Raw genomic sequence first — 21,338 nt, forward strand, 5'->3', positions numbered from 1 at the left:
GCGTCACCGGACGCGGAACGAACCGGCCGGCGACCGACGGCGGGGGCTGGAGGGCGGGCGGTGGAAGGGAGGACGGTTCGGCGATAGAAGCGATCCGCGTTCGCGGGAGCGCCGCCGGCGGGGACGCGTGAGCGCGTCCGGTTCGGGGACCGACTCAGGCGGGCTCGACGCGCCAGGTCGTCGCGCCCGTGTACGACCACTTCTCGACGGTGAGTTCGGTGGCCGACTCGCTGAGCTTCACCATCAGCGCGCCGATCTCCTTCGGCGAGAGGTCGACGTCGTCCGAGATGAACTTCCCTTTGAAGTACATCTCGCCGTCTTCGGCGCGTTCGAGCAGGTACCGCTTCAGCCGCTCCTCCTTGGAGAGGTCGTCGGTCGTGCTCGCGTTCGTGGAGGGGTTCGCAGTCGCGCTCATGGTACGTCCACTCCATGGCGACGGGGGATGTTATAAAGCGGAGACCGTTGGTCGGCATTCAGGGGGTTTCAGCTCCTTTCAGGCGTCAACCGAGCGGTAAAACGTCCTCGAAGTCGTTTCAGAACCGTTCGAAAGGCGCTTAGAAAGTTTACAAGCTTTTTAGATCCGCTCGATCCGATCGCGGTTGGATCGGCACCGAGGAGGGGCACGCGAACGCCGACCCCGACTTTTGGCGGACGCGTTTACCTAAATCACGACGAGCAGGCCGTCCGATCGCGGTCGAGCGCGGACCGCGTGCGGGGTCGCTCGGGGGCGGATCGATCCCGGATCGGTCCCGGATCGCCTCCGATCGCCCCGGTCGGCTCCGGACCGCGAGTCACGGCGACCCGCTCGGGAGCGCTCGACCGGGTGGTTCACGGCCGCTGGTGGAGCCAGAACTCCTCGGACTCGGTGGTCTCCTTCTTGAAGATCGGCACCTCGTCTTTGAGCCGGTCGATCCCGTCCTCGACCGCCCGGAACGCCTCCGCGCGGTGGCCCGCGAGGACGACCACGAAGACGATGTCCTCGCCGGCCTCGATCACGCCAGTCCGGTGGTGGAAGGCCACCTCGAAGACGCCCTCCCGGTCGGTCAGCTCCGCGGCTATCGCGTCCATGCGCTCGCGGGCGACGCCCGCGTACTTCTCGAAGGCGAGGTGGGTCGTCCGGTCGTCGTCGGGGGCGTCCCGCGCGCGGACCCGCCCGGTGAACGTCGCGATCGCGCCCGACCGCTCCGCGTCGGCCGACCGCTCGACGCGCTCGACGAGCAGCTCGCGGGTGATCCACGGCTCCGCCCGATCGAGCGCCGCGAGGAGGTCGTCGACGTCGACGTCCTCGGGGCGGTCGCCGCTCGCGATCACGTCTCCGGGCGTGCCGTCCGGGTCGGCGTCGGGGCCGAGAAGCACGGTCGCGACCCGGAGACGGTCGTAGCCGACCGCGACGAGGTAGTCGTGGTCGGGCGCGAGGTCGTCGAGGAGCGCGTCGAAGCCGTCGACGCTCCCCCGGCCGGTCCAGCTCCCGTCGGGAGCGAGCGCGAGGGTCGTGTCGCCGGCGGGGGTGCCGTCGACGGGTCCGGACGCCTCCGACCCGTCCGGGTCGCCGGCGTGCTCCTCCCGCCGAACGACCGCGACCCGGCCCGCCAGCCGCTCCGCGAGCGTCCCGGCGAGGTCCTCCGCGCCGGGACCGAGTATCGAGATCGGGTGCATGCCCGAACGCGGGCGGCGAGCGGCTTAGGCGTTTCCCGCTCGGCTCACTCGTAGACGTGGAACCCCTCTCCGGTCTTCTTGCCGAGGTCGCCGGCGGCGACCTTGCGCTTGAGGAGGTACGCTGGCTTGTATCGGTCGCCGAGCTCCTCGTGGAGGGTCTCGCTGGCGTCGAGGACCACGTCGAGCCCGATGTGGTCGGCGAGCTCGAGCGGACCCATGGGGACGTTCGTGCCGAGCCGCATGCCCCGGTCGACGTCCTCCCGCGTGGCCACGCCCTCGTCGTACGCCCGGATCCCCTCGTTTATCCACGGCATCAGGATCCGGTTGGTGACGAACCCCGGCTTGTCGTCGGACTCCCACGTCTCCTTGCCCACCTCCTCGGCGAACCCGTGGGCGAACTCGACGACCGCGGCGTCGGTGCGCTCGCCCACGACGACCTCGACGCCGTCCATCACCGGAACCGGGTTCATGAAGTGGAGGCCGACGACCCGCTCCGGCCGGCCGGTCGCGCTCGCGATCTCCGTGATCGACAGCGTCGACGTGTTGGTCGCGAGGACGGCGTCGCCGTCGACGATCCCGTCGAGGTCGGCGAAGACGTCCCGTTTCACCGCCAGGTCCTCGATCACCGCCTCGACGACGAGGTCGGCGTCAGCGAGGTCGGCGAGGTCGGTGGTGCCCGCGATCCGCGAGCGGATCGTCGCCGGCTCCTCGTCGAGCGCGCCCTTCGCCGCGAGCCGCTCGAGGCTCGAATCGATCCCCTCGAGGCCGCGGTCGACGTACTCGCGCTCGACGTCGCGCATGGTCACGTCGTAGCCGGCGGTCGCGGCGACCTGTGCGATGCCGTGGCCCATCGTTCCCGCCCCGACCACGCCCACCCTCTCCACGTCGGCTGGCTCGTCCATGGGATCGCTGCCGCGGGCGCGGGGCTAAGTATTGTGGTGGGAAAGCCCGCTCCGGCGGACGGGAACCGTCGTCGTGACGACCGTCCCCGTGGGGTCGTTCGACTCGAAGGTCACGGAGCCGTCGATCACCTCCGTCCCCCACTTCACGAGCCAGAGCCCGAGGCCGCTCGCGTGGCGGAGCGGGGTCTCGGTGCCCGAGTTCAGGACGTCGAGCTCGTAGTCGTCGATCCCCGGCCCGTTGTCGATGACCCGGATCCGGGCCTGCTCGTCGTCGACCGCGGCGGTCACGGTGACGCGTCTCTCCTCCCCGTCGTTGTGTATCGCGGCGTTCTCGATCAGGTTGTTCACCACGACGGAGAGCCCCTCGGAGACGGCGGCGTCCGCGGCGGGACGCTCGAGCACGAACTCGACCTCCGGATACGCGTCGCGGGCGGCATCCAGGCTCCGCTCGAGCAGGCCGACGAGCGACGTCCCCTCCCGGTCGTTCACCGTGTCCTCGAAGAGGTCGATCGCGTCGCGCCCCTTCTCGCTGATCTCGACGATGCGCGCCGTGCGGTTCGTGATCGTCTCGGCCGTCTCTCCGGAGGTGCGTTCGGCGTACCCCTGGATGATGTTGGTCTCGGTGCGGATGTTGTGTCGCAACACGCGGTTGAGCACCTTCAGTCGCTGCTGCTGTTGGAGGTATCGCGTGACGTCGTGGAGCGTGACCACGTATCCGAGCGTCTCGTCGTGTCGATCGGTGAGCTCGCTGACGGCCACGTCGTACGACCGTGACGTCGACCCGGTACCGACCGTCAGGAGCTCGCGCCCGCCGTCGGCTCGGAACGGCTCGTTCAGCGGGAGGACGTCGGTTCCCTGCGCCCCGAGCGCCCGACTCATGTCGATGTCGAGGGTCTCGGCGGCCGCCCGGTTCATCTCGACGATCGTGTCGTGTCCGTCGACGACGACGACGCCCTCGTGGATGTGGTCGAACAGGAACTGCTTCGCGCGCCACGCGGGGGCCGGATTGGCCCCGAACATCCGGAACCGGTCGATGGCACCCAGGTACGCGACGCCGGAGATCGCGAACGCGATCGGCGTCGGGTCGATGCCCACGTTCGGGAACGCCCCCAGGTTGTAGAGGACGTTCGTCGCCCACGGCGTGGCGACCCCGACGATCAGCGCCGCGCTCTGGCCCCGGAACGCGGTCGCCCCGCTCGAGAGGAGCCCCAGTATCGGGACGATCCCGAGCACGGCGAGCAGGTAGGTGTAGCCGGCGGTGACCACGTACCAGATCCCCCCCTGTTCGACGAGCACGGACCCCTGGGCGGTGACGCCGACCTCCCGCACGTACAGGAGGCCGTGGTAGCTCTCCGTCAACGCGAGAAGGACCGTGAGCGCCGGAACGACCGCCAACAGCGCGACGTTTCGACGGGTGAGGTACTCGTCGCGTCCCGTGTACTCCAGGGAGAACAGGATCCACGCGACGGGGACCGTCATGACGCCGACCCAGCCGACTTTCGTCCAGAACGTCGCCTCCGCCGCGGTTCCCGCGGAGAGACTGAAGACGATACACGTCGACCACCACGACTGCCCGACCAGCAGCCACACGAGCGGTTTCGCCCCCGGATTCGGGCGCGCCCGCCACGCGAGGATCGCCGCGCTGGCCCCGATGGCGACCGAGCCGAACAGGACGGGGACCGCGAGCGAGGTCGGAGAGAACACGTGAGGGCGTAACGACGCCCCGGCATATGAATTATCCGGGAGGTATCGGGAAAACAAGGGTGGCGGACGGCGGCCGGACGACGCGGACGGGGAACGAAAAAAACGGACGGGCCGCGGTCGCTCCGACCGCGATCAGAGCCCCGTCGTGAACACGAGGAGGAGCGCGAACACCACGAGGTGTTTCGCCTCGCCGGCGATGGCGAGACGGCCCGGCGCCGCGCTCCGGCCCACGAACCACGCGAGGACCAACGCGTAGCCGAGGCCGACGAGTATCGCCGCCGCGGCCGCGGTCGGCAGTATCCCGAGGGAGAGCGCGACCGCGACGAAGGCGACGAGCGCCAGGTCGAGCCCGTACAGGATATGTCTCGTTCGCCGGACCCCGAAGACGACCGGGAGCGTCGAGACGCCGACGGCCTCGTCGGCCTCGACATCCCGGACGTTCGGGATCTCCGTGTTGACGAACGTGTCGACGAGGAAGTAGACGAACACCACCGCCGCGAGCGGCGTCACGGACGCCTCGGCGAACGCGAGCGGGAGGCCGACGACCGCGATCGCCCACGCCGAGGCGACGATCGTCGAGTTCACGATCAGGATCCGCTTCAGCCGCTTGAAGTAGGAGCCGAGCGACGGCAGCCAGTCGGAGGCGTAGAGGATCCAGAAGCCGCCGGGGAGCAGCGTGATCGCGAGCGCGATCGGCCCGCCGGTCAACGCGAGGGCGATCGCGAGCCCGTACGTGACCGCCGTGAGGACCGACAGCAGGGTGCGGTGGCGCGTCACGAACGCGCTCCGCTCCGGACTCGACACCTCGTCGTCGGCCGCGTCCGCGATCCGGTCGCCGGCGTACACCGCGAAGGTGACCAACCCGACGACGATCGGGGCGGGATTGGGCGGTATCGACAACACGAGATGGACCGTCAGGACCTCGATCATCGCGATGAAGACGAGGTACGTCGAACTGTACGTCAGGACGTCTCTGATCCGGCATCCGACGTCGACGACCGACTCGGGCACGTCGACGTGCCACGGGACGGTCGTGTCCGTGGATACCGGTTCGTTCGTTTTGCTAGCCATGGGTTCGGCGGCGACCGGCCGACGGTCCGTCCGCCGGCGATCGCCCGGTCGATCCTCGGTCCGCCCGATCCTCAAAGCAGGGGTCGTGACGGCCGGAGAACTCGGCCATCGGTCCGGAGAGCGGCCCGATCTCTCCCGGCGGATCTCGTTTACTATATCGATAGTTAGTTATTCTCAACCTGTCGGCGTAGAGAGGACATACTCCGAGAACACGGCGGTTCCGGCGGAGCGCGGCCGCCGAACGACCATAGCCCTTTTTGGTAGCGTAACCGGAATTACGCACCGATGCTCCCACACGCCGCCGACGAGATCTCCAGGGACGGAAAGTCGCTCATTCTCGCGTACGACCACGGGCTCGAACACGGGCCGGTCGACTTCGAGCCGAACCCGTCGACGGCCGACCCCGAGCGGCTGTTCGATCTGGCGACCCACAGCGCGGTGACCGCGCTGGCCGTCCAGAAGGGGGTCGCCGAGGCGTACTATCCCGACTACGCCGACGAGGTGAACCTGCTGTTGAAGCTGAACGGGACCTCGAACCTGTGGCGGGGCGAGCCGGACAGCGCGGTCAACTGCTCGGCCGAGTACGCCGCCGAGCTGGGTGCCGACGCGATCGGCTTCACCGTCTACGGCGGCTCGAACCACGAGGTCGAGATGGCCGAGGAGTTCCGCGAGGCTCAGGAGGGGGCCCGCGAACACGACATGGGCGTCGTCATGTGGTCGTACCCGCGCGGACAGGGGCTGCGCAACGACGGGAGCCCCGAGGTGATCGCCTACGGGGCGCGGCTCGGGCTCGAGCTCGGCGCGGACCTGGTGAAGGTGAAGTATCCGGGCTCCGCCGAGGCGATGGGCGACGCCGTGGAGATGGCCGGCCCGACGCAGGTGGTGATGTCCGGCGGGACGATGCGCGACGACAAGGCGTTCCTCCGGAACGTCGCGGACGCCATCGACGCCGGCGCGACCGGGCTCGCCGTCGGCCGAAACGTCTTCCAGCGCGACGACCCCGAGCGCATCCTCGACGCGCTCGAGGCCGTGGTCTTCCAGGAGGTCGACCCGGCCGAGGCGCTGGCCATCGCCGAGAGCGACGACTGATGGCCGACCCCGACCCGGTCGTCGAGGCCGTCTTCGACGCGGTCGCGGCGACGGCCCCGACGATCCGCGACGCCCTCCCCGGCCGGCGCGTCGAGAGCGGGGCGGAGAACCCCTCCGGCGAGACGGTACTGGCGGGCGACGTGTACGCCGACGAGCTGCTCTTGGAGGCGCTCTCCGCGGTCGAGGGCGTCGGCTCCTTCGTCAGCGAGGAGCGCCCCGAGGCGATCGACGTGGGCGGCGCGGTCGGCGAGGACGGCGAGGGGGCGTACGCGGTCGCGATCGACCCCCTCGACGGCTCCTCGAACCTGCGGTCGAACAACGCGATGGGGACCGTCGTCGGGATATACGACGCGCCGCTTCCGGCCACCGGTCGGGATCTCGTCGCCGCCGGCTACGTCCTCTACGGGCCGATCACGACGATGGTCGTCGCCGACGGGTCGGGCGTTCGGGAAGAGGTCGTCGAGCGTGAGGACGGAAGTGAGGGCCTCGGCGACGGCGACGACGCCGGCGTCACCCGCTCCGTCGTCGCCGACGACCTCGCGCTGCCCGACGAGCCGACCGTCTACGGCTTCGGCGGCCGGGTGCCGGACTGGCCCGACGCGTTCCGCGAGTACGCCCGCGAGGTCGAGGACGAGCTCAAACTGCGGTACGGCGGCGCGATGGTCGGCGACGTGAACCAGGTGGTGACCTACGGCGGGGTGTTCGCGTACCCCGCGCTGGTCGACGCGCCCGACGGGAAGCTCCGGCTCTCCTTCGAGGCGAACCCGATCGCGCACGTCATCGAGTCGATGGGCGGAGCCTCCTCGAACGGCTCGGGATCGATCCTCGACGTCGAGCCCGAGGGGATCCACGACCGCGTCCCGCTGTACGTCGGCAACGAGGAACTGGTCGACCGGCTGGAAGCGGCACTCGACGAGGAGTAGGGAGAGGCCGTCCGTTTTCGTGTCCTAAGCGGTGGCGCGCCGGTGAGCGCCCGGAGGCCGCGAGGAGCCCGCGAGGGACGCTGCGAACGCAGTGAGCAGCGAGGCTGGGGAGGCGTGAGGTGCGGTGCGGCGCAGTCGGGTGGGGCTCAAAGGGGCAGTCGCGAGGACGAAGCTCGGCGACGCAAGCACCGCAGAAACGAGCGCAGCGAGTGACGAGGAGCGTGGTTCGAAACGGCAGAGCCGTTTCGTCATCACGAAAGGCGCTTTGCGCCTTTCGAACGACAGCGAGCCGCGCGAGTCCTCGCGACTGGGGCTTTGGCGGTGTTCACCACGGTTGTCGCTTCGTATCGAATCGAATCAGACCCTCATCACTACCACGGCGGCGACCGCGAGGACGCCGACGTGTGTCGCGTTGACCAGCCCGCTCGTTTCGGTCCGACCCGCGATCACCGGCAATACGTCCAGATACGGTGCCCACGACGGCGCTCCCGCGTGCGGCGCGAGGAAGTTCCACGCCGCCAGCAGCACCACTCCAACCGCGGCGTACCGGATGCCGTTTCGGACATGCCGAGCGGGTCCGACGCCGGTGCTCATGTGACCGCCGTCACGTTCGCCGGTGAAAAAAGTAATCCAGCCGAGACGTTCTCGGAGCTCACCCGTCCTGACGCGGACGCGTTCGTAACGGAACGGCAGTTTCACACGAGCGTCACCGAGAGAGTCGAAAATCGGCGTACGAACGCCCCTCTACACCGACCTACATCCACCTACTCCGGCGGTTCGGACATTCCATTCCCGGAATCCATCGGCTCGTATCCCACCCGCTCACGGGCGTGTTCGATGTCGAACCACGAGTTCGGGTTGTCGCTGATCCCGTAGAACACCTCGAAGGCCCCGCCGGCGAGGGTGTTCGGGTTCAGGTCGTCCACGCCCCGGCCGCCGTCCGCGCCGCTCCCGCCATCGCCGTCCGCATCGAGCCCGTCCCGCAGACACGCGTCCACCAGCCCCGCGCAGTCCCGTCGCGAGAGCCAGGTACACCGCATCCGCGCGACGGTCTCCCGATACTCGTCGTCGCCGCGCTCGCAGTCGCCGCGGGCGACCGCCCGCTCCGCGTCGCCGAACGGGTGGTCGTGGATCGGGTCGCGCACGGAGCCGATCCGGAGCGCGTAGCAGTCGATCCCCTCCCGTTCGGCGTACAGTCGGCACCACGCCTCGCCGGCCGCCTTCGACGCGCCGTAGTCCGAGTCGGGCCGCAGCGGGCTCTCGTGATCGACCGTCAGCTCGTAGTCGGGGTCGTACAGCGCCGGCGCGTGCTGCTCCTCGTACATGCCGACGGCGTGGTTCGAGGAGGCGAAGACGACCGTCCCGACGCCCGCCCGCGAGGCGGCCTCGAGGACGTTCCGCGTCCCCCGGACGTTGTTGCGCTCGACGCCCTCGTACGGGGTCGAGACCGCCGGCTCGCCCGCGAGGTGGACGACGGCGTCGATCCCGCGATCGTCCATGACCGCCGCGAGCGACGCGGGCGCGTCCGCCCCGCCGACGTCGAGGACGACCGTCTCGCGGTCGCGGTGCGGGTGCGGCGTGCCGTCGCCGAGCTCCGCCGGCGGCTCCGCCCGGTCGTGGAGGACGTAGCCGGCCGCCGAGTGCGCCGTCACCGCGGTGCCGACGGTGCCGTGTGCCCCCGTGAGAAGCACCGTGACGGTTTCGAGGGGATCGTCGCTCACGGGAGAGGCGTCGCCCGCGGACGAGCCGTCGCTCACGAGGAGGCCCCCTCGTCGTCGCCCGCCGTCCACCGGCGCGCGCCGGGGAGGATCCCGACCAGCTTCGTCACGTAGCCGAACCTGAACAGCCCGAGCTGCGAGAGCCCGCCGAGGACGAACACCGCGAGGAACGGGATCGCGGTGGGGTCGAAGAGCAGCGGCGCGACGGTCAGCTCCTCGGCGGCGGTCGCGAACGACGCCGGCGTCAGCGAGCGCGACGCGAGCGCCGCGCCGATGAACGCCGTCGAGACCACGAGCGTCGTGCGCGTGAGGACGAAGCCGAACAGCGCGCCGACGGCGACGCCCGCGAGCGTCGCGCCGACGAGCAGCGCGGTCCCCTCGATCCCGGCCGCGTCCGCCGCGTAGAACGGCCCGACCGCGAACCGTCCCGCGAAGCCGCCGACGACCCCGCCGATCGCGAGGACGGCGAACGAGAGCCCGGCGTACGCGAGGAAGCCGCCGATCGCGCCGCCGAGCAGGACGCCGGCGGCCGAGAGCACCAGCCCGTCGACGGCGATCAGTCCGGCGAGGTTCGGGACGGCGAGGTACCCCGCGCCCGCCCCGATCAGGAAGCCGGTCAGCGACACGGCGTAGACGGAGACCGCCGCGCCGACGAACGCGAGCAGGAGGCCCGCGACGACGACTCCCGCGTTGAGTGGCGTGAACATGGACGCACGTGTGCCGCCGTTCGTCTTAAAGGGTCGGCGTGTCGGGAGACCGCGGCCGGGTGCGCGGGTCGTCGTCCCCTCGATGTCGTCCCCCCCGATGCTCACCGCGCCCGACGCGTCGCCCGCCGGTCGAGGTGGCGCGTGTAGCCGCCGACGGCGAGGCCGAACCCGACGACGAGCAGCAGGAAGCCGACGAGCCGGGTGGTTCCGATCGTCATCAGCGCGAGGATCGCGCCGAAGACGAACGCGAAGACCCCGGCGACGACGATCCCGGCGTCGACGAGCGGCGAGGGTTGGACCGCCTCGCAGTGCGGACAGATCCGGGCGTCGCCGGGGACGGGCTCGCGACACTCGACGCAGCGGACGCGATCGCGGGACACGTCGGGCGTTCGGGCGGCGGCGGCATATATCTGGCCGGGGTCAGTCGTCCGCGGCCGTCCCGCTCGCGGCGTCGGCCGTCTCGAGCGTCTCCTCGACCTGCGTCACCACCAGCGCGAGCGCGACGAGCGCGAGGATCCCGCCGACGGCGAAGGGGACGACGAAGCCGAAGCCGACGAGCCAGCCGGACGCCAGCGGGCCGAGCGCGACGCCGAAGCCGAACCCCATGGTGAGCACCGACAGCGTCGTCCCCGACTCGCCCTCGCGCGCGAGGTCGCCGGCGAGCGCGAGCGACGGCGCGAAGACGAACGCGACGGCGACGCCCTGACCCAGCCGGACGAGCGTCATCACGACGGGCGAGAGGACGATCCCCTGTAACAGCGTCGTGGGCGCGAGCAGGAGGAACCCCGCCACGAGGAACGGTCGGCGGCCGACCCGGTCGCTCGCGCGTCCGACGGGGACCTGGAGGGCCACGTTCGCGATGGTGACCGCCGCGAACTGGACGCCGAACCAGACGGGCGGCTGGTCCAGCCGGAGGTTCACCTGGTTCTGGAGCGTCGCGTACAACGCGATACACAGCCCCATCGCGACCGTCGCGATCCCGAGCACGAAGACGGGGTCGAGCAGGCGGTCCTCGCCGCGGACCCGGATCGAGACGTCGTCGCCCGCGGCGGCCGCGTCGGCCGCGTCGTGAACGAGGAGGTAGACCAACGCGAAGCTGACGTACGCGCCGAGACAGGCGGCCGCGAACGCCGCGTCGAAGCCGTTCACGACCGGCAGCCCGACCGCGGTCAGGTCGTAGGGGCCGTTGTCGACGACGATCCCCGCGAGGACGGGGCCGAAGCCGAACCCGATCAGCCGGAAGGTGTTGAAGACCCCGAAGTTCCCGCCGCGCTGGTTCGCGCTGCCCGCGTACTCGTTGACGAGCGCGACCGTCGCCGGGATCGTCAGCGCCGCCCCGAACCCCTGGATCGCCCGGAGGACGACGAGGATCCAGTAGGCGTCCGCGAGCGTGTAGAGCGCGCTCGCGGTCCCCAGAAGCAGGATCCCGGCGAGCACGAACGGCCGTCGGGTGGCCAGTCGGTCGGAGAGCCGCCCGGTGAACGGCTGCGAGAAGCTGTTGAGGAAACCGAAAAGCGAGAGGACGAACCCGATGAGCAGCGGCTCGGTGAGCGTCACGCTCGCGGCGCCGACCCCGACGCTCGCGCCGACGAGCGCGTCGATGTCGATCAGGTCGCTCGCGACGTACAGCGGGAGGACGACGATGAGAAACGAGTTGCCGACCGCGCCGACCATCCGTGCGAGCGCGAGGACGATCACGCGGCGATCGGTCTCGAGTATCTCCGAGAGCGACCCCATTCGGTTCGGCTTGAATCCCGGTCGTCAAGGCCCTTGCGGACGGCGGGAGGCGATCCGGTTTCTCGCCGTTCGCGGCCACGGCCGTTCGCCGACCGTCTACCCGACGAGCGGCCGTACTCGGCGACCGCCTACTCGACGAGCGGTCGCACGGGTCGGTCGGTACCGCGGATCTCGAAGCGAGCGCCGTCCGACTCGGGCTCGACCGCCGCGATCTCCCACCCGTGTGCGGTGACGATCTCCTTGACGATGGCCAATCCGAACCCGGTGTTGCCCTCGGATCCGCTCTGGCCGGGCTCGAACAGGTCGTCGCGGATCCCCTCGGGGATTCCGGGGCCGTCGTCGGCGACGTAGAAGCCGTCCTCGAGGTCGCCGACGCGGATCGTGACGTCGTCGTCGACCGACCCGTGTTCGATCGAGTTCCTGAAGAGGTTCTCGAACAGGTTCCTGAGCCGGTCCGGGTCGGCGAGGACGCGCCCGTCGAGGTCGATCTCGAGGTCGGCTCCCTCGGTGTCGACGGTTCCCCAGCTGTCGTCGACCAGCTCCGCGAGGTCGACCGGCTCCGGGTCGCCGACGGTCTCGCCCTCGCGGGCCAGCGTCAGCGTGTGGTCGACGATCGACTCGATCCGGTCGAGCGCGTCGGCCGCGGCGGCGAGGTGTTCGTTCCCGGTCTCCTCGCGGGCCATCTCCACGCGGCCGAGCGCGACGTTGAGCGGGTTCCGGAGGTCGTGGCTGACGATCCCGGCGAACTCGTCGAGCCGCTCGTTCTGCCGGCGGAGCGCCGTCTCGCGGTCCTTGAACGCCGTGATGTCCTCCTGGAAGCCGACCCACCCCGTGACGCGGTCCTCGTCGTGTTCGCGGATCGGCGCGACGCTGACGCGGTTCCAGAACGGGGTGCCGTCCTTCCGGTAGTTCAACAGCTCGACGCTCGCGGGCTCCTCGGCGTCAATCGCGTCCCGGAGTTCGGCGACCGCCGCCTCGTCCGTGTCCGGGCCCTGGAGGAACCGACAGTTGATCCCGACCGCGTCCTCGCGGTCGTAGCCGGTCATCTCGACGAACTCGTCGTTGACGTACACCATCGGGTTGTCCGACAGGCTCGGGTCGGTGATGGTGATCCCGACTGGCGCCTCGTCGAGCGCCCGCCGTTTCGTCTCCAGCTCCTCCCGTCGGGCCGCCTCCACCGAGACGTCCCGGAGGATGCCGACGCTGCCGTCGAACCGCTCGCCCTCGTAGGGGAGGACGGCCATGTGGTCGCGACACGGGATCGGGTCGCCCTCCTTGGGGTCGATGTCGACGCGGAACCGCTGGACGTCCGGGCCGTCGCGCGAGAGGATCGTCCCGAGCCGGTCCTCGGCCTCCGCGACCGCCTCCGCGTCCTTGATCAGGTCGGGCGTGTTGCCGACGATCTCCTCGCGGTCGTACCCGGTCAGCTCGGCGAACGGCTCGTTGACGAAGGTGAACGTCCCCGTCTCGTCGACGACGTACACGGGGTAGCCGAGCGCGTCGATGACCGTCGAGTACCGGTCCGCGATCTCCCTCGTGCGGTGTTCCTCGACCGCCTGCTCGACCCGGTTCGCGAGCCGCTGGAGCTGTTCGGGGCCGCCCTTCTGGAAGTAGCCCGTGACGCCCGCGTTGAGCGCGCGGCTCGCGATCTCCTCGGATCCCTTCCCCGTGTACAACACGAACGGGACGTGCGGGTGGTCCACCCGCAGCGCCTCGAAGAACGCCAGCCCGTCCATCTCGGGCATGTCGTAGTCGCTGATCACGCAGTCGAACGACGCGGCCTCGAGCCGCTCGAGCCCGGTCTCCGGATCCGTCACGCTCGTCACCGACACCGCCGCCAGCTCGCGGTCGAGATACGCCTCGGCGAGGTCGAGCACCGAGGGGTCGTCGTCGACGTGTAACACGTCGATCCGTTCCGTCATGGACGATCAAACGGAGCCGGAGATAAACGCGTATCGCCTCGCGTCTCACGACCGGACCCGAACGGGGCGGACGCGGTCGCGAACGAGACGAACGCGGTCACGAACGGGATGAACCCGGTGGCCGTCCGGATCGGCGCGGTTCAGTTCCGCCGCGCGTGGCGGGCGCTTAAGTCGACGCGGAGCCGACCCAGGGACGATGGAGGGTGTCGACTCGCGGAGCGTCGCCTCGGGAGCGGTCGACGACGGTCCAGGGGAGGCCGACGCCGCCCGGCCGGCGACGGACGGCGGGACGCTCCCCGGATCCGACGTGGGTGACGACGCCGACGAGCCCGACCGCGTCGTCTGCCACGTCGACATGGACTGTTTCTACGCCTCCTGTGAGCGCCTGCGCGACCCCGACCTCCGCGGCGAGCCCGTCGTGGTGGGGATGGGGTACGAGCCGGGCGAGACGGTCGGGGCGGTCGCGACCGCGAGCTACGAGGCGCGCGCGTTCGGCGTCGAGAGCGCGACGCCGATCTCCGAGGCCCTCGACCGGCTGCCCCGGCGCGCCGACGCCGATCCCGCGGACCCGGACGCGCCCGACCCCGACGAGACCGGGCGGTACCTCCCCGTCGACATGGCGTTCTACGAGGAGGTCGCGGAGGAGGTGAAGGCGGTCCTTCGGGACTGCGCCGACGTGCTCCGGGAGGTGAGCGTCGACGAGGCCTACCTCGACGTCACCGACCGCACCGCCTGGGACGCCGTCGGCGGCGACGACCCGGAACCGAGCGCCGCCGCGGGGCCGAGCGAGGTCCGGACGCTCGCGGAGGGGTACGCGAGACACGTCAAGCAGCGCATCGAGCGGGAGGCGGGCGTGCCCGCGAGCGTCGGCGTCGCGCCGAACATGTCGGCGGCGAAGGTCGCGAGCGACGCGGACAAGCCGGACGGGCTCGTCGTCGTGCCGCCCGGCTCCGTCGCGACGTTCCTCGCGCCGCTGCCGACGGCCGCGCTCCACGGCGTCGGCCCCGTGACCGAGCGCGCCCTCGCGGAACGCGGGATCGAGACCGCGGGCGACGTGGCCGACGCCGACCCGGAGACGCTGGCCGAGGCGTTCGGCGACCGCGGCCGGGCGCTGGTCCGGCGCGCCCGCGGGAAGGACGACCGCGAGGTGACTCCGCGGGGGCTGCCGAAGAGCCTCTCGCGGGAGTCGTCGCTGCCGCGGACGACCGACGAGGAGCGCAAACGCGAGACCGTCGCCGCGCTCGCGGCCGACGTGGCCCGGCGCGCCCGCGAACGGGGCTGTCTGTACCGCACGATCGGGATCAAGGCGGTCCTGCCGCCGTTCGACGTCAACACCCGCGCCCGGAGCCTCCCAGGTCCCGTCGACGACCCCGACCTGGTCGAGGAGGTGGCGCTGGAGCTGCTCTCCGAGTTCGCCGACGACGAGGTCCGCAAGCTCGGCGTGCGCGTGTCGAACCTTGACTTCTCGGAGGGCGACCAGGCGACGCTCGGCGGGTTCGAGGGGACCGGCCGCGACCGCGGGGACGACCTCGACCGCGGGGGACCCGCCGGCCGAGACGGTCGCGAAGGAACCGGCGCGACGATCACCGACTGGATCGGCGGGGGATCGGCCGACGACGGCGAGACCGGCCACGGGGACTCCGACGAGTCCGACACGGTCTCGGAGGGCGAGGCGGTCTCCGGGACCGACGACGCGCCCGAGCGGCGGACCGACGACGGGCAGGCGTCGCTCGGGGACTGGTCGTGAGGCGGGACGGGCAGGGGCGGTGGAGTAGATTTAGGGGCACGGCCGCGAGGGAACACGGGTATGGCCTCGCTCCTCGACGTGGCCCCGTCCCTCCGCGCGGTCCTCCTCGGCTCGGATCGGGGGGATCGGGGCCGATCGGTCCGACTCGCCGCTCCGCTGCTCTGCTTCCTCGGCGTCCTCGCCGGCTACGCGGTCGGGGTCTTCGAGGTCGGCGGCGTCGTGTTCCTCCCGCGGGACGCGGCGGTCGCGGGCGTCCTCGTCGCGGGCGTCCTCGCGTGTCGCGGCGAGGGGCTGGCGGTCGCGTGGGTCACCGTGTACGCGGCCCTGTTCGGCTACGGCGCCGACCACTACCTGCTCGGACTCCCCGGACGGCCGGTCCTCGACCGGATGGCCGCCCTGCTCGGCGTCGACGGGCTCGTCTTCCTCGGCGTCCAGGCGTTCGTGTTGGGGACGCTCGCGTGGATCGGCGGGACGGTCGCCGCGCGCGTGGTCGCGGCGGTCCGGGACCGGCGATCGACGGCGGACAGCGAGTGAGGGCGGCGCCCGCCCGCGTGAGCCGCCGCCCCGATGCCGAGGCTTTACCTCGCGGAGCGCCGAGTCGGTGGTATGAGCGACCTCGCGTGGGAGACGACCGACACCGAGATCGACTACCGCTGTCCGGGGTTCGACGTGCGCCGGGACGAGGTGCGGTTCCCCGACGACGGCGAGGGGGAGTACCACTACGTCGACGAGCCGCCGGCGGTGGTCGTGTTGCCGCTGACGTCCGACGGCGACGTCGTCGTCATCGATGAGTGGCGGCAGGCCGTCGGCCGGACCAACCGGGGGATCCCGGCCGGCACGGTCGAGCCCGAGGACCGCGACGACCTGGAGCGGGCGGCCGCCCGCGAGCTCGCCGAGGAGACCGGCCACGAGGCCGCGGCCTTCGAGCACCTCACGACCGTCGAGCCGGCGAACGGCGTGACGAACGCGGTCCACCACCACTTCCTCGCGACCGGCTGTGAGCCGACCGCCGACCGCGACCTCGACCGCGACGAGTCGATCACGGTGGAGACGGTGCCGTACGACGACCTGCTCGCGAGCGTCGTCGACGACGACCTCCGCGACGGCCGGGCCGTGACCGCCGTGACGTGGTACGAGCTGTTGTACCGGTGACGGCGGTCCGTTCGCCGCCCGGTCGGGGACGGCTCGCGACCGACGGACAAGTCCTTTGCCCGGCGGGCACCAACGGGAGACGATGACGGATCCCTCCGACGACCCGGTCGATCCCGCGACGACCGCGGACCCGGCCGGCGGCGACGACCCCGTGACGGCCGACGATCCCGCGGCGGCTACCGACTCCGCGTCGATCGACGATCCCGCGACGGCCGACGATCCCGTGACGGCCGACGACCCCGCCCCGAGGGACGGATCCCGCCGCGACTCGATCCCGACGGCGATCGCGGCCGCGGTCGGGCTCGGGGTGCTCGGCCCGGTGTTGGCCGTCCTCGGCGGGCAGGGGATCTTCCTCGTCGACGCCGCGGTCGGCGGGCTGCCGCTCGCGGTCTCCGTAATACTCACGCTGATCGTCGGCCAGTACGTCGCGTTCGGCGGGCTCGCGGTCGGCTACCTCGCGTGGCGGGGGTTCGACCGGACGGGGATCGTCTCGTACCTCGGGGTACGGCGGCCGAGTCTGACGGAGGTCGGGCTCGTCGTCGGCGGCTGGGTCGTGATCGTGATCACGCTGCTCGTCGTCTCCTCGGTCGTCCAGCTGCTCGGCGCGGAGACGGCGTCGAACCAGAGCGCCGAGGTCGCGATGGCGAACCCGACGATCATCCCGCTGTTCGTCGTCGCCATGTTCCTCGTCGTCGGTCCCTGCGAGGAGATCCTCTACCGCGGGGTCGTCCAGGGACGGCTCCGGGAGTCGCTGCCGGCCGCGCCCGCCATCGCGATCGCCTCCGGGATCTTCGCGTTCATCCACGTGATGGCGCTGACCGGCGGGGTGTCGGGCCGGCTCACCACCGTCGCGATCCTCTTCTTCCCGAGCCTGGTCTTCGGCGCGGTGTACGAGTACACGGGGAACCTGGTCGTTCCGGCGCTGCTCCACTCCCTCCACAACGCGGTGATCTTCACCCTGTTGTACGTCACCGTCACGTACGGCGACGAGCTCGAGGGAATGGCGGAGGGCGGATCGACCCTCGCCGAGACGGGGGCGGCCCTGCTCCCGCTGCTTCCGGCGTGATCGCGGACCCGCCCGGCGGATCGGACCCGCCTCAGTCGGCCGCGTCGCCGGCCCGACCCGCCGGGGTCGCGGCGTCCGGCGCGATCTCCTCCTCGCGGAGGTAACACTGCGGATCGGGCGCGAAGAGGTCGCCCGTCGTTCGCAGCGCCCGGAGCCGCGAGCCGCCGCGACAGATCGAACGGTACCGGCACTCCGCACATCGCCCGCCGAGCCGCCCGTCGCGGTCGCGCAGGGCCGACAACAGGGGATCCGCCTCGTCCTCCCAGATCGCGGCGAAGGGGCGGTCGCGGACGTTGCCGAGCGCGTGGCCCTGCCAGAACTGCGTGAGGTGGACGTTGCCGACGGGGTCGACGTCGGCGACGCGCTCGCCGGCCGGGTCGCCGCCGTTGCGCTCGAGGTACGCCCGGATGCGCTCGGCGTGATCCGCCCCCAGCTCCCGGCGGGCGTACTCGACGAGGTAGCCGGCGTCGGCGTAGTTGCCCACGAGCAGCGTCTCGATCTCCTCGCCGCGGGCGTGGTACTCGCGGGTCAGGTCACAGAGCGTCCGGACCGCCTCGCGTTTCCGCTCCGGCGGGAGGTCGGCGTCGGCGATGTCGGCCCCGCGGCCCCCGTAATCCAGGTGGTAGAAGCAGAACCGGTCGACGCCGACGTCGGCCAGCAGGTCGACCACGCCCTCCAGGTCGGGCGCGTTCGCCTCGGTGATCGTGTACCGGAGCCCGGTCTTCAACCCGACGTCGAGACACGCCTCGATGCCGCGGACCGCCGCGTCGAACGCGCCCTCCCGGCCCCGAAAGGCGTCGTTGCGCTCGGCGAGCCCGTCGACCGAGACGCCGGCGTACTTCAGGCCGGCCGCCTTCAGCTCGGCGGCGGCCTCCCGCGTCAGGAGCGTCCCGTTCGTCGAGAGCACCGGGCGGATCCCGCGATCCGCCGCGTACGCGACGAGCTCCGGAAGGTCCTCACGGAGCAGCGGCTCGCCGCCCGAGAAGAGCACGACCGGGACGCCGTAGTCGGCGAGCCCGTCGAGGAGCCCCTTCGCCTCCGCGGTGGTGAGCTCGCCGGGCGCGCAGTCGGCGTCCGAGCCGGCGTAGCAGTGGTCACAGTGGAGGTTACACCGCTTCGTCGCGTTCCAGACGACGACCGGCCGGCGCTGCTTCCGCTCCGTGATCTGCGGCTCGGCCGAGCGGTCCGCGGCGTCGTACCGGAGCCCGTCGCTCTCGGCGTCGAGCCCGCAGAGCAGCTTGCTTATCGAGATCATCGATCCCCTCCGTCCCGGCCGTTCGGGACGTCTCTCCCGGCGTCCGCGGACGCCGCCCCGTCGGCCGACTCCGCGAGCGAGTACGTCGAGAACCGCCGCGTCTCGTCGGCCGGACAGAGCCAGACGTCGCGGGCGGCCCGCGCGAACAGCCGGCTCGCCTCCTCGTGGGCGATCTCGGCGGAGGGGGCGGCGACGGTCCCGACCCGCCGCATCGGATCCGATTCGGACTCGCGAACGAACACCTCCCACCGTCGCTCCTGGGTACGACGGGGCGTCTCGTCGAGGTTGCGCTGCGCGTTCTCGACCATACGGGCCATACCGGCGTGAGTGACATATCGGTCCGAGCGCGCTCCCGGACCCTGGGAACGCCCGCGAACACGTTCGCTGGATCGCTGAACGGGGCGGAACCCGTACCTCCGGAGGAGACATGTTCGACGACTTCGACGCCGATCGACGCCCGCTCGTGCTCGTCTGGGAGGTCACGCAGGCGTGCGAGCTCGCCTGTCGGCACTGTCGAGCGGACGCGAAGCCGGCCCGTCACCCGGACGAACTCACCACGGAGGAGGGGAAGCGACTGCTCCGGGAGGCCGCCGAGTTCGGCGACGGCCAGCTGGTCGTGCTCTCCGGCGGCGACCCGCTCGCCCGCGAGGACCTCCCGGAGCTGGTCCGGTACGGGACCGACCTCGGCAACCGGATGACGGTCACGCCGAGCGGCACCCGGTCGCTCGCGCCCGACCGGGTCCGCGAGCTGGCGGACGCCGGGATGTGCCGGATGGCGCTCAGCCTCGACGGCGCGAGCGCCGAGAGCCACGACGCGTTCCGCGGCGAGGCGAGCTTCGCGGACACCCTCGCGGCCGCGGAGGCGGCCCGCGAGGCCGGCGTCCCCCTCCAGATCAACACGACGGTCTGTGCCGAGACGGTGGAGGAGCTCCCGGCGATCCGCGACCGCGTCCGCGAGCTGGAGGCCGTACTCTGGTCCGTCTTCTTCCTCGTTCCCGTCGGGCGCGGGCGGGTCCTCGACCCCGTCTCCCCGGCGCGCGCGGAGGCCGTGATGGAGTGGCTCCACGACGTCGACGCGGCGGAGCCGTTCGGCGTGAAGACCACCGAGGCACCGTTCTACCGGCGGGTCGGGATCCAGCGCGACCGGGCGGACCCGGCGCGCCGCGGCGGGATCACGGCCGGCCGGGGGTTCGCGTTCGTGAGCCACGTCGGCGAGGTGTACCCCTCCGGCTTTCTCCCGGAGTCGGCGGGGAACGTCCGCGAGTCGTCCGTGGTCGACGTCTACCGGAACGCCGACCTCTTCGAGCGGCTCCGCGAGCCGGAGGACCTGACGGGGAAGTGCGGGGCCTGCGGGTTCAAACGCGTCTGCGGCGGGAGCCGGTCGCGGGCGTACGCGCACACCGGCGACCCGCTCGCGAGCGACCCGCTCTGTCCGCACGTCCCCGAGGGGTACGACGGGCCGCTCCCGGAGGGCGTCGACCGCTCGGGCCGGGCGTGATCGGAGCGAGCGCCGTCCCGACCGAACCGCTTATTCCTCGCGCCGGGGTACCTCCGGTCGGACAGAGGGAGCCCGACTCCCGTGCCTCCGGCATGAGGAAAGTCCCCCCACCGGCCGGACGGGCGACCGGGCACACGCCCGGAGTCGGAGACGGCTGGCTCTGGAACAGCAACGACACCCCCCGCCCCGACCCGTGATTCGCGCGAACCGACCCGTAAGGGAAGGGAGTTAACCCGAGGAGGGCCGACGGGCGGGAACGGATGGAACGGCGAATCCTCGCCGGTGCAAGTCCGTGCCACCAGGTAGTCCGGCCACGGCACGGACGCTCAGCCGAATGTCGGGACGAACCGAAGGGGGCTTACTCCCCTCAGTCCGCTCGCACGCCGAGCGGCGCGACCGGCAGTAAAGAAATCACGCTTCGCGAGACGGCGAACCGGATTCTTCGGCGTTTTCGGGGCTCTATACGGCCGATCTCGGTCGATCACGAACGTTCACCATCAAGGGAAGCGTTCAAGTCGTCAGCACCGCTACCACTGTGTATGTCCGAGGCACAGACCGTTCGGCTGTCGTACGACGACGGGGCACGAGCGGTCGAACTCGCACGCGAGGCGGTCGAGTCGTTCGTCCGACACGGACAACGCGAACAGCCCGGAAGCATGCGCGAGGCGTTCTACGCGCGGACCGGGGCGTTCGTTCGACTGGAGTCGACCCGCGGGCGCGGCCGGCTGCGTGGGTGTGCCGGCGCGTGGGACGGGTCGGACCAGCTCGGCCACGCCATCGTCGAGGCCGCGATCAAGGCCGCCTCCGGCGACTCCTGCGGCTCGGAGGTCGAGCCGAAGGAGCTCGAGAACATCACCGTCTCGGTCTGTGTCGTCTCGAACACCGTCCTCACGAACGACCCGCTCGAGGACCTGGAGATCGGCACCCACGGCGTCGCCGTCGACGGCGGCAACGCCCACGGCTGGCTCTACCCGACCGTCCCCGTCGAGAACGGCTGGTCCGGCGCCGAGTTCCTCTCGCGGGCCTGCCGCAAGGCGAAGCTCTCGCCGACCGCTTGGCAGGACGACGACACCATGGTGACGCTCATCGAGGGCCAGGTGTTCCGCGAGCGCCCCGACGGCGGCGCGGTCGAGGAGCTGTAACCCCGAGCACCCGACGAACGTACCACCCCCACCGGAGCCGACCGCCGCG

The 21,338-nt window shown here is 71.3% G+C and carries 21 protein-coding genes and 1 other RNA gene; 9 read left to right on the plus strand and 13 right to left on the minus strand.

The features are described from left to right. Positions 1-154 precede the first annotated feature (154 nt). The 5 genes from DJ70_RS15835 to DJ70_RS15855 all read right to left on the minus strand — a co-directional run bounded on the left by DJ70_RS15835 (position 155) and on the right by DJ70_RS15855 (position 5,333). A complete protein-coding gene (locus tag DJ70_RS15835) occupies positions 155-415 on the minus strand; it encodes a DUF7123 family protein (RefSeq protein ID WP_094534690.1) in 261 nt (86 codons plus the stop codon). Between the two features lie 413 nt (positions 416-828). Next, complete coding sequence (locus tag DJ70_RS15840; RefSeq protein ID WP_094534692.1) at positions 829-1,656, minus strand: molybdopterin synthase; 828 nt, start codon at positions 1,654-1,656, stop codon at positions 829-831. A gap of 44 nt (positions 1,657-1,700) precedes the next feature. Beyond that, positions 1,701-2,558 carry a 3-hydroxyacyl-CoA dehydrogenase family protein gene (locus DJ70_RS15845; protein ID WP_094534694.1) on the minus strand — a complete coding sequence of 286 codons (858 nt, stop codon included), beginning with the start codon at positions 2,556-2,558 and terminating at the stop codon, positions 1,701-1,703. 24 nt (positions 2,559-2,582) lie between these two features. Next, positions 2,583-4,262 (minus strand): histidine kinase N-terminal 7TM domain-containing protein, encoded by a 1,680-nt coding sequence (locus DJ70_RS15850; RefSeq protein WP_094534696.1) that lies wholly within the window; start codon positions 4,260-4,262, stop codon positions 2,583-2,585. Between the two features lie 132 nt (positions 4,263-4,394). Continuing rightward, positions 4,395-5,333, minus strand: coding sequence for a UbiA family prenyltransferase (locus DJ70_RS15855; RefSeq protein ID WP_094534772.1), 939 nt, complete (start codon positions 5,331-5,333; stop codon positions 4,395-4,397). A gap of 285 nt (positions 5,334-5,618) precedes the next feature. Between DJ70_RS15855 and DJ70_RS15860 the strand changes: the two genes are divergently transcribed. Together DJ70_RS15860 and DJ70_RS15865 are read left to right on the plus strand one after the other, a co-directional pair. Next, positions 5,619-6,422: a class I fructose-bisphosphate aldolase gene (locus DJ70_RS15860; protein ID WP_094534698.1), complete on the plus strand. Its 804-nt coding sequence runs from the start codon at positions 5,619-5,621 to the stop codon at positions 6,420-6,422. Continuing rightward, a complete protein-coding gene (locus DJ70_RS15865; RefSeq protein WP_094534700.1) occupies positions 6,422-7,345 on the plus strand; it encodes a class 1 fructose-bisphosphatase in 924 nt (307 codons plus the stop codon). Before DJ70_RS15860 ends, DJ70_RS15865 begins: the two co-directional genes overlap by 1 nt. Positions 7,346-7,702: 357 nt before the next feature. On the opposite strand, the gene DJ70_RS15870 is transcribed toward DJ70_RS15865, so the two are convergent. From DJ70_RS15870 to DJ70_RS15895, 6 genes are all read right to left on the minus strand, one after another. Beyond that, a complete protein-coding gene (locus DJ70_RS15870; protein WP_143421060.1) occupies positions 7,703-8,044 on the minus strand; it encodes a hypothetical protein in 342 nt (113 codons plus the stop codon). A gap of 65 nt (positions 8,045-8,109) precedes the next feature. Then, positions 8,110-9,102 (minus strand): NAD-dependent epimerase/dehydratase family protein, encoded by a 993-nt coding sequence (locus DJ70_RS15875; protein ID WP_245810877.1) that lies wholly within the window; start codon positions 9,100-9,102, stop codon positions 8,110-8,112. Beyond that, the gene (locus DJ70_RS15880; protein ID WP_094534704.1) at positions 9,099-9,770 is read right to left on the minus strand and encodes a phosphate ABC transporter permease; all 672 of its coding nucleotides are present in this window, start codon (positions 9,768-9,770) and stop codon (positions 9,099-9,101) included. The genes DJ70_RS15875 and DJ70_RS15880 overlap by 4 nt, the downstream gene beginning before the upstream one ends. Positions 9,771-9,871: 101 nt before the next feature. After that, positions 9,872-10,150, minus strand: a complete 279-nt coding sequence (locus DJ70_RS15885) for a zinc ribbon domain-containing protein (protein WP_094534706.1) — start codon at positions 10,148-10,150, stop codon at positions 9,872-9,874. Positions 10,151-10,190: 40 nt separating this feature from the next. After that, positions 10,191-11,507 carry an MFS transporter gene (locus tag DJ70_RS15890; protein WP_094534708.1) on the minus strand — a complete coding sequence of 439 codons (1,317 nt, stop codon included), beginning with the start codon at positions 11,505-11,507 and terminating at the stop codon, positions 10,191-10,193. 128 nt (positions 11,508-11,635) lie between these two features. After that, positions 11,636-13,429, minus strand: coding sequence for a hybrid sensor histidine kinase/response regulator (locus DJ70_RS15895; protein WP_094534710.1), 1,794 nt, complete (start codon positions 13,427-13,429; stop codon positions 11,636-11,638). Positions 13,430-13,625: 196 nt separating this feature from the next. Here DJ70_RS15895 and DJ70_RS15900 point away from each other — a divergent pair, with 196 nt between their 5' ends. The 4 genes from DJ70_RS15900 (at position 13,626) to DJ70_RS15915 (ending at position 17,394) form a co-directional block, all read left to right on the plus strand. After that, positions 13,626-15,176, plus strand: a complete 1,551-nt coding sequence (locus DJ70_RS15900) for a DNA polymerase Y family protein (RefSeq protein WP_094534712.1) — start codon at positions 13,626-13,628, stop codon at positions 15,174-15,176. Positions 15,177-15,236: 60 nt separating this feature from the next. After that, positions 15,237-15,710 carry a hypothetical protein gene (locus tag DJ70_RS15905; RefSeq protein WP_094534714.1) on the plus strand — a complete coding sequence of 158 codons (474 nt, stop codon included), beginning with the start codon at positions 15,237-15,239 and terminating at the stop codon, positions 15,708-15,710. Between the two features lie 72 nt (positions 15,711-15,782). Further along, the gene (locus DJ70_RS15910) at positions 15,783-16,328 is read left to right on the plus strand and encodes an NUDIX hydrolase (RefSeq protein ID WP_094534716.1); all 546 of its coding nucleotides are present in this window, start codon (positions 15,783-15,785) and stop codon (positions 16,326-16,328) included. Between the two features lie 82 nt (positions 16,329-16,410). Continuing rightward, positions 16,411-17,394: a CPBP family intramembrane glutamic endopeptidase gene (locus DJ70_RS15915; RefSeq protein WP_218827821.1), complete on the plus strand. Its 984-nt coding sequence runs from the start codon at positions 16,411-16,413 to the stop codon at positions 17,392-17,394. Positions 17,395-17,425: 31 nt separating this feature from the next. Here the strand turns inward: DJ70_RS15915 and DJ70_RS15920 are convergent, their stop codons facing one another. Together DJ70_RS15920 and DJ70_RS15925 are read right to left on the minus strand one after the other, a co-directional pair. Then, complete coding sequence (locus tag DJ70_RS15920) at positions 17,426-18,649, minus strand: TIGR04347 family pseudo-SAM/SPASM protein (RefSeq protein ID WP_094534718.1); 1,224 nt, start codon at positions 18,647-18,649, stop codon at positions 17,426-17,428. Then, complete coding sequence (locus tag DJ70_RS15925; protein ID WP_094534719.1) at positions 18,646-18,957, minus strand: Htur_1727 family rSAM-partnered candidate RiPP; 312 nt, start codon at positions 18,955-18,957, stop codon at positions 18,646-18,648. The genes DJ70_RS15920 and DJ70_RS15925 overlap by 4 nt, the downstream gene beginning before the upstream one ends. 119 nt (positions 18,958-19,076) lie before the next feature. On the opposite strand from DJ70_RS15925, the gene DJ70_RS15930 reads away from it, so the two are divergent. The 3 genes from DJ70_RS15930 to DJ70_RS15940 all read left to right on the plus strand — a co-directional run bounded on the left by DJ70_RS15930 (position 19,077) and on the right by DJ70_RS15940 (position 21,289). After that, positions 19,077-20,147 carry a radical SAM protein gene (locus DJ70_RS15930; RefSeq protein WP_094534721.1) on the plus strand — a complete coding sequence of 357 codons (1,071 nt, stop codon included), beginning with the start codon at positions 19,077-19,079 and terminating at the stop codon, positions 20,145-20,147. Between the two features lie 60 nt (positions 20,148-20,207). Next, an RNA gene (gene rnpB, locus DJ70_RS15935) (RNase P RNA component) lies at positions 20,208-20,520 on the plus strand. Between the two features lie 166 nt (positions 20,521-20,686). Further along, positions 20,687-21,289: a TIGR00296 family protein gene (locus DJ70_RS15940; protein WP_094534723.1), complete on the plus strand. Its 603-nt coding sequence runs from the start codon at positions 20,687-20,689 to the stop codon at positions 21,287-21,289. The last annotated feature ends 49 nt before the right edge of the window (positions 21,290-21,338 follow it).

Source organism: Halorubrum halodurans (assembly GCF_002252985.1).
Lineage (GTDB): Archaea > Halobacteriota > Halobacteria > Halobacteriales > Haloferacaceae > Halorubrum > Halorubrum halodurans.

Excerpts from the sequence above, each read along its gene's own strand:
- DJ70_RS15855 (WP_094534772.1), bottom strand. The coding sequence starts at position 5,333 with ATGGCTAGCAAAACGAACGAACCGGTATCCACGGACACGACCGTCCCG.
- DJ70_RS15925 (WP_094534719.1), bottom strand. The coding sequence starts at position 18,957 with ATGGTCGAGAACGCGCAGCGCAACCTCGACGAGACGCCCCGTCGTACC.
- DJ70_RS15915 (WP_218827821.1), top strand. The coding sequence starts at position 16,411 with ATGACGGATCCCTCCGACGACCCGGTCGATCCCGCGACGACCGCGGAC.
- DJ70_RS15865 (WP_094534700.1), top strand. The coding sequence starts at position 6,422 with ATGGCCGACCCCGACCCGGTCGTCGAGGCCGTCTTCGACGCGGTCGCG.
- DJ70_RS15940 (WP_094534723.1), top strand. The coding sequence starts at position 20,687 with ATGTCCGAGGCACAGACCGTTCGGCTGTCGTACGACGACGGGGCACGA.
- DJ70_RS15900 (WP_094534712.1), top strand. The coding sequence starts at position 13,626 with ATGGAGGGTGTCGACTCGCGGAGCGTCGCCTCGGGAGCGGTCGACGAC.
- DJ70_RS15845 (WP_094534694.1), bottom strand. The coding sequence starts at position 2,558 with ATGGACGAGCCAGCCGACGTGGAGAGGGTGGGCGTGGTCGGGGCGGGA.
- DJ70_RS15920 (WP_094534718.1), bottom strand. The coding sequence starts at position 18,649 with ATGATCTCGATAAGCAAGCTGCTCTGCGGGCTCGACGCCGAGAGCGAC.
- DJ70_RS15890 (WP_094534708.1), bottom strand. The coding sequence starts at position 11,507 with ATGGGGTCGCTCTCGGAGATACTCGAGACCGATCGCCGCGTGATCGTC.
- DJ70_RS15910 (WP_094534716.1), top strand. The coding sequence starts at position 15,783 with ATGAGCGACCTCGCGTGGGAGACGACCGACACCGAGATCGACTACCGC.
- DJ70_RS15880 (WP_094534704.1), bottom strand. The coding sequence starts at position 9,770 with ATGTTCACGCCACTCAACGCGGGAGTCGTCGTCGCGGGCCTCCTGCTC.
- DJ70_RS15895 (WP_094534710.1), bottom strand. The coding sequence starts at position 13,429 with ATGACGGAACGGATCGACGTGTTACACGTCGACGACGACCCCTCGGTG.
- DJ70_RS15905 (WP_094534714.1), top strand. The coding sequence starts at position 15,237 with ATGGCCTCGCTCCTCGACGTGGCCCCGTCCCTCCGCGCGGTCCTCCTC.
- DJ70_RS15930 (WP_094534721.1), top strand. The coding sequence starts at position 19,077 with ATGTTCGACGACTTCGACGCCGATCGACGCCCGCTCGTGCTCGTCTGG.
- DJ70_RS15840 (WP_094534692.1), bottom strand. The coding sequence starts at position 1,656 with ATGCACCCGATCTCGATACTCGGTCCCGGCGCGGAGGACCTCGCCGGG.
- DJ70_RS15835 (WP_094534690.1), bottom strand. The coding sequence starts at position 415 with ATGAGCGCGACTGCGAACCCCTCCACGAACGCGAGCACGACCGACGAC.
- DJ70_RS15860 (WP_094534698.1), top strand. The coding sequence starts at position 5,619 with ATGCTCCCACACGCCGCCGACGAGATCTCCAGGGACGGAAAGTCGCTC.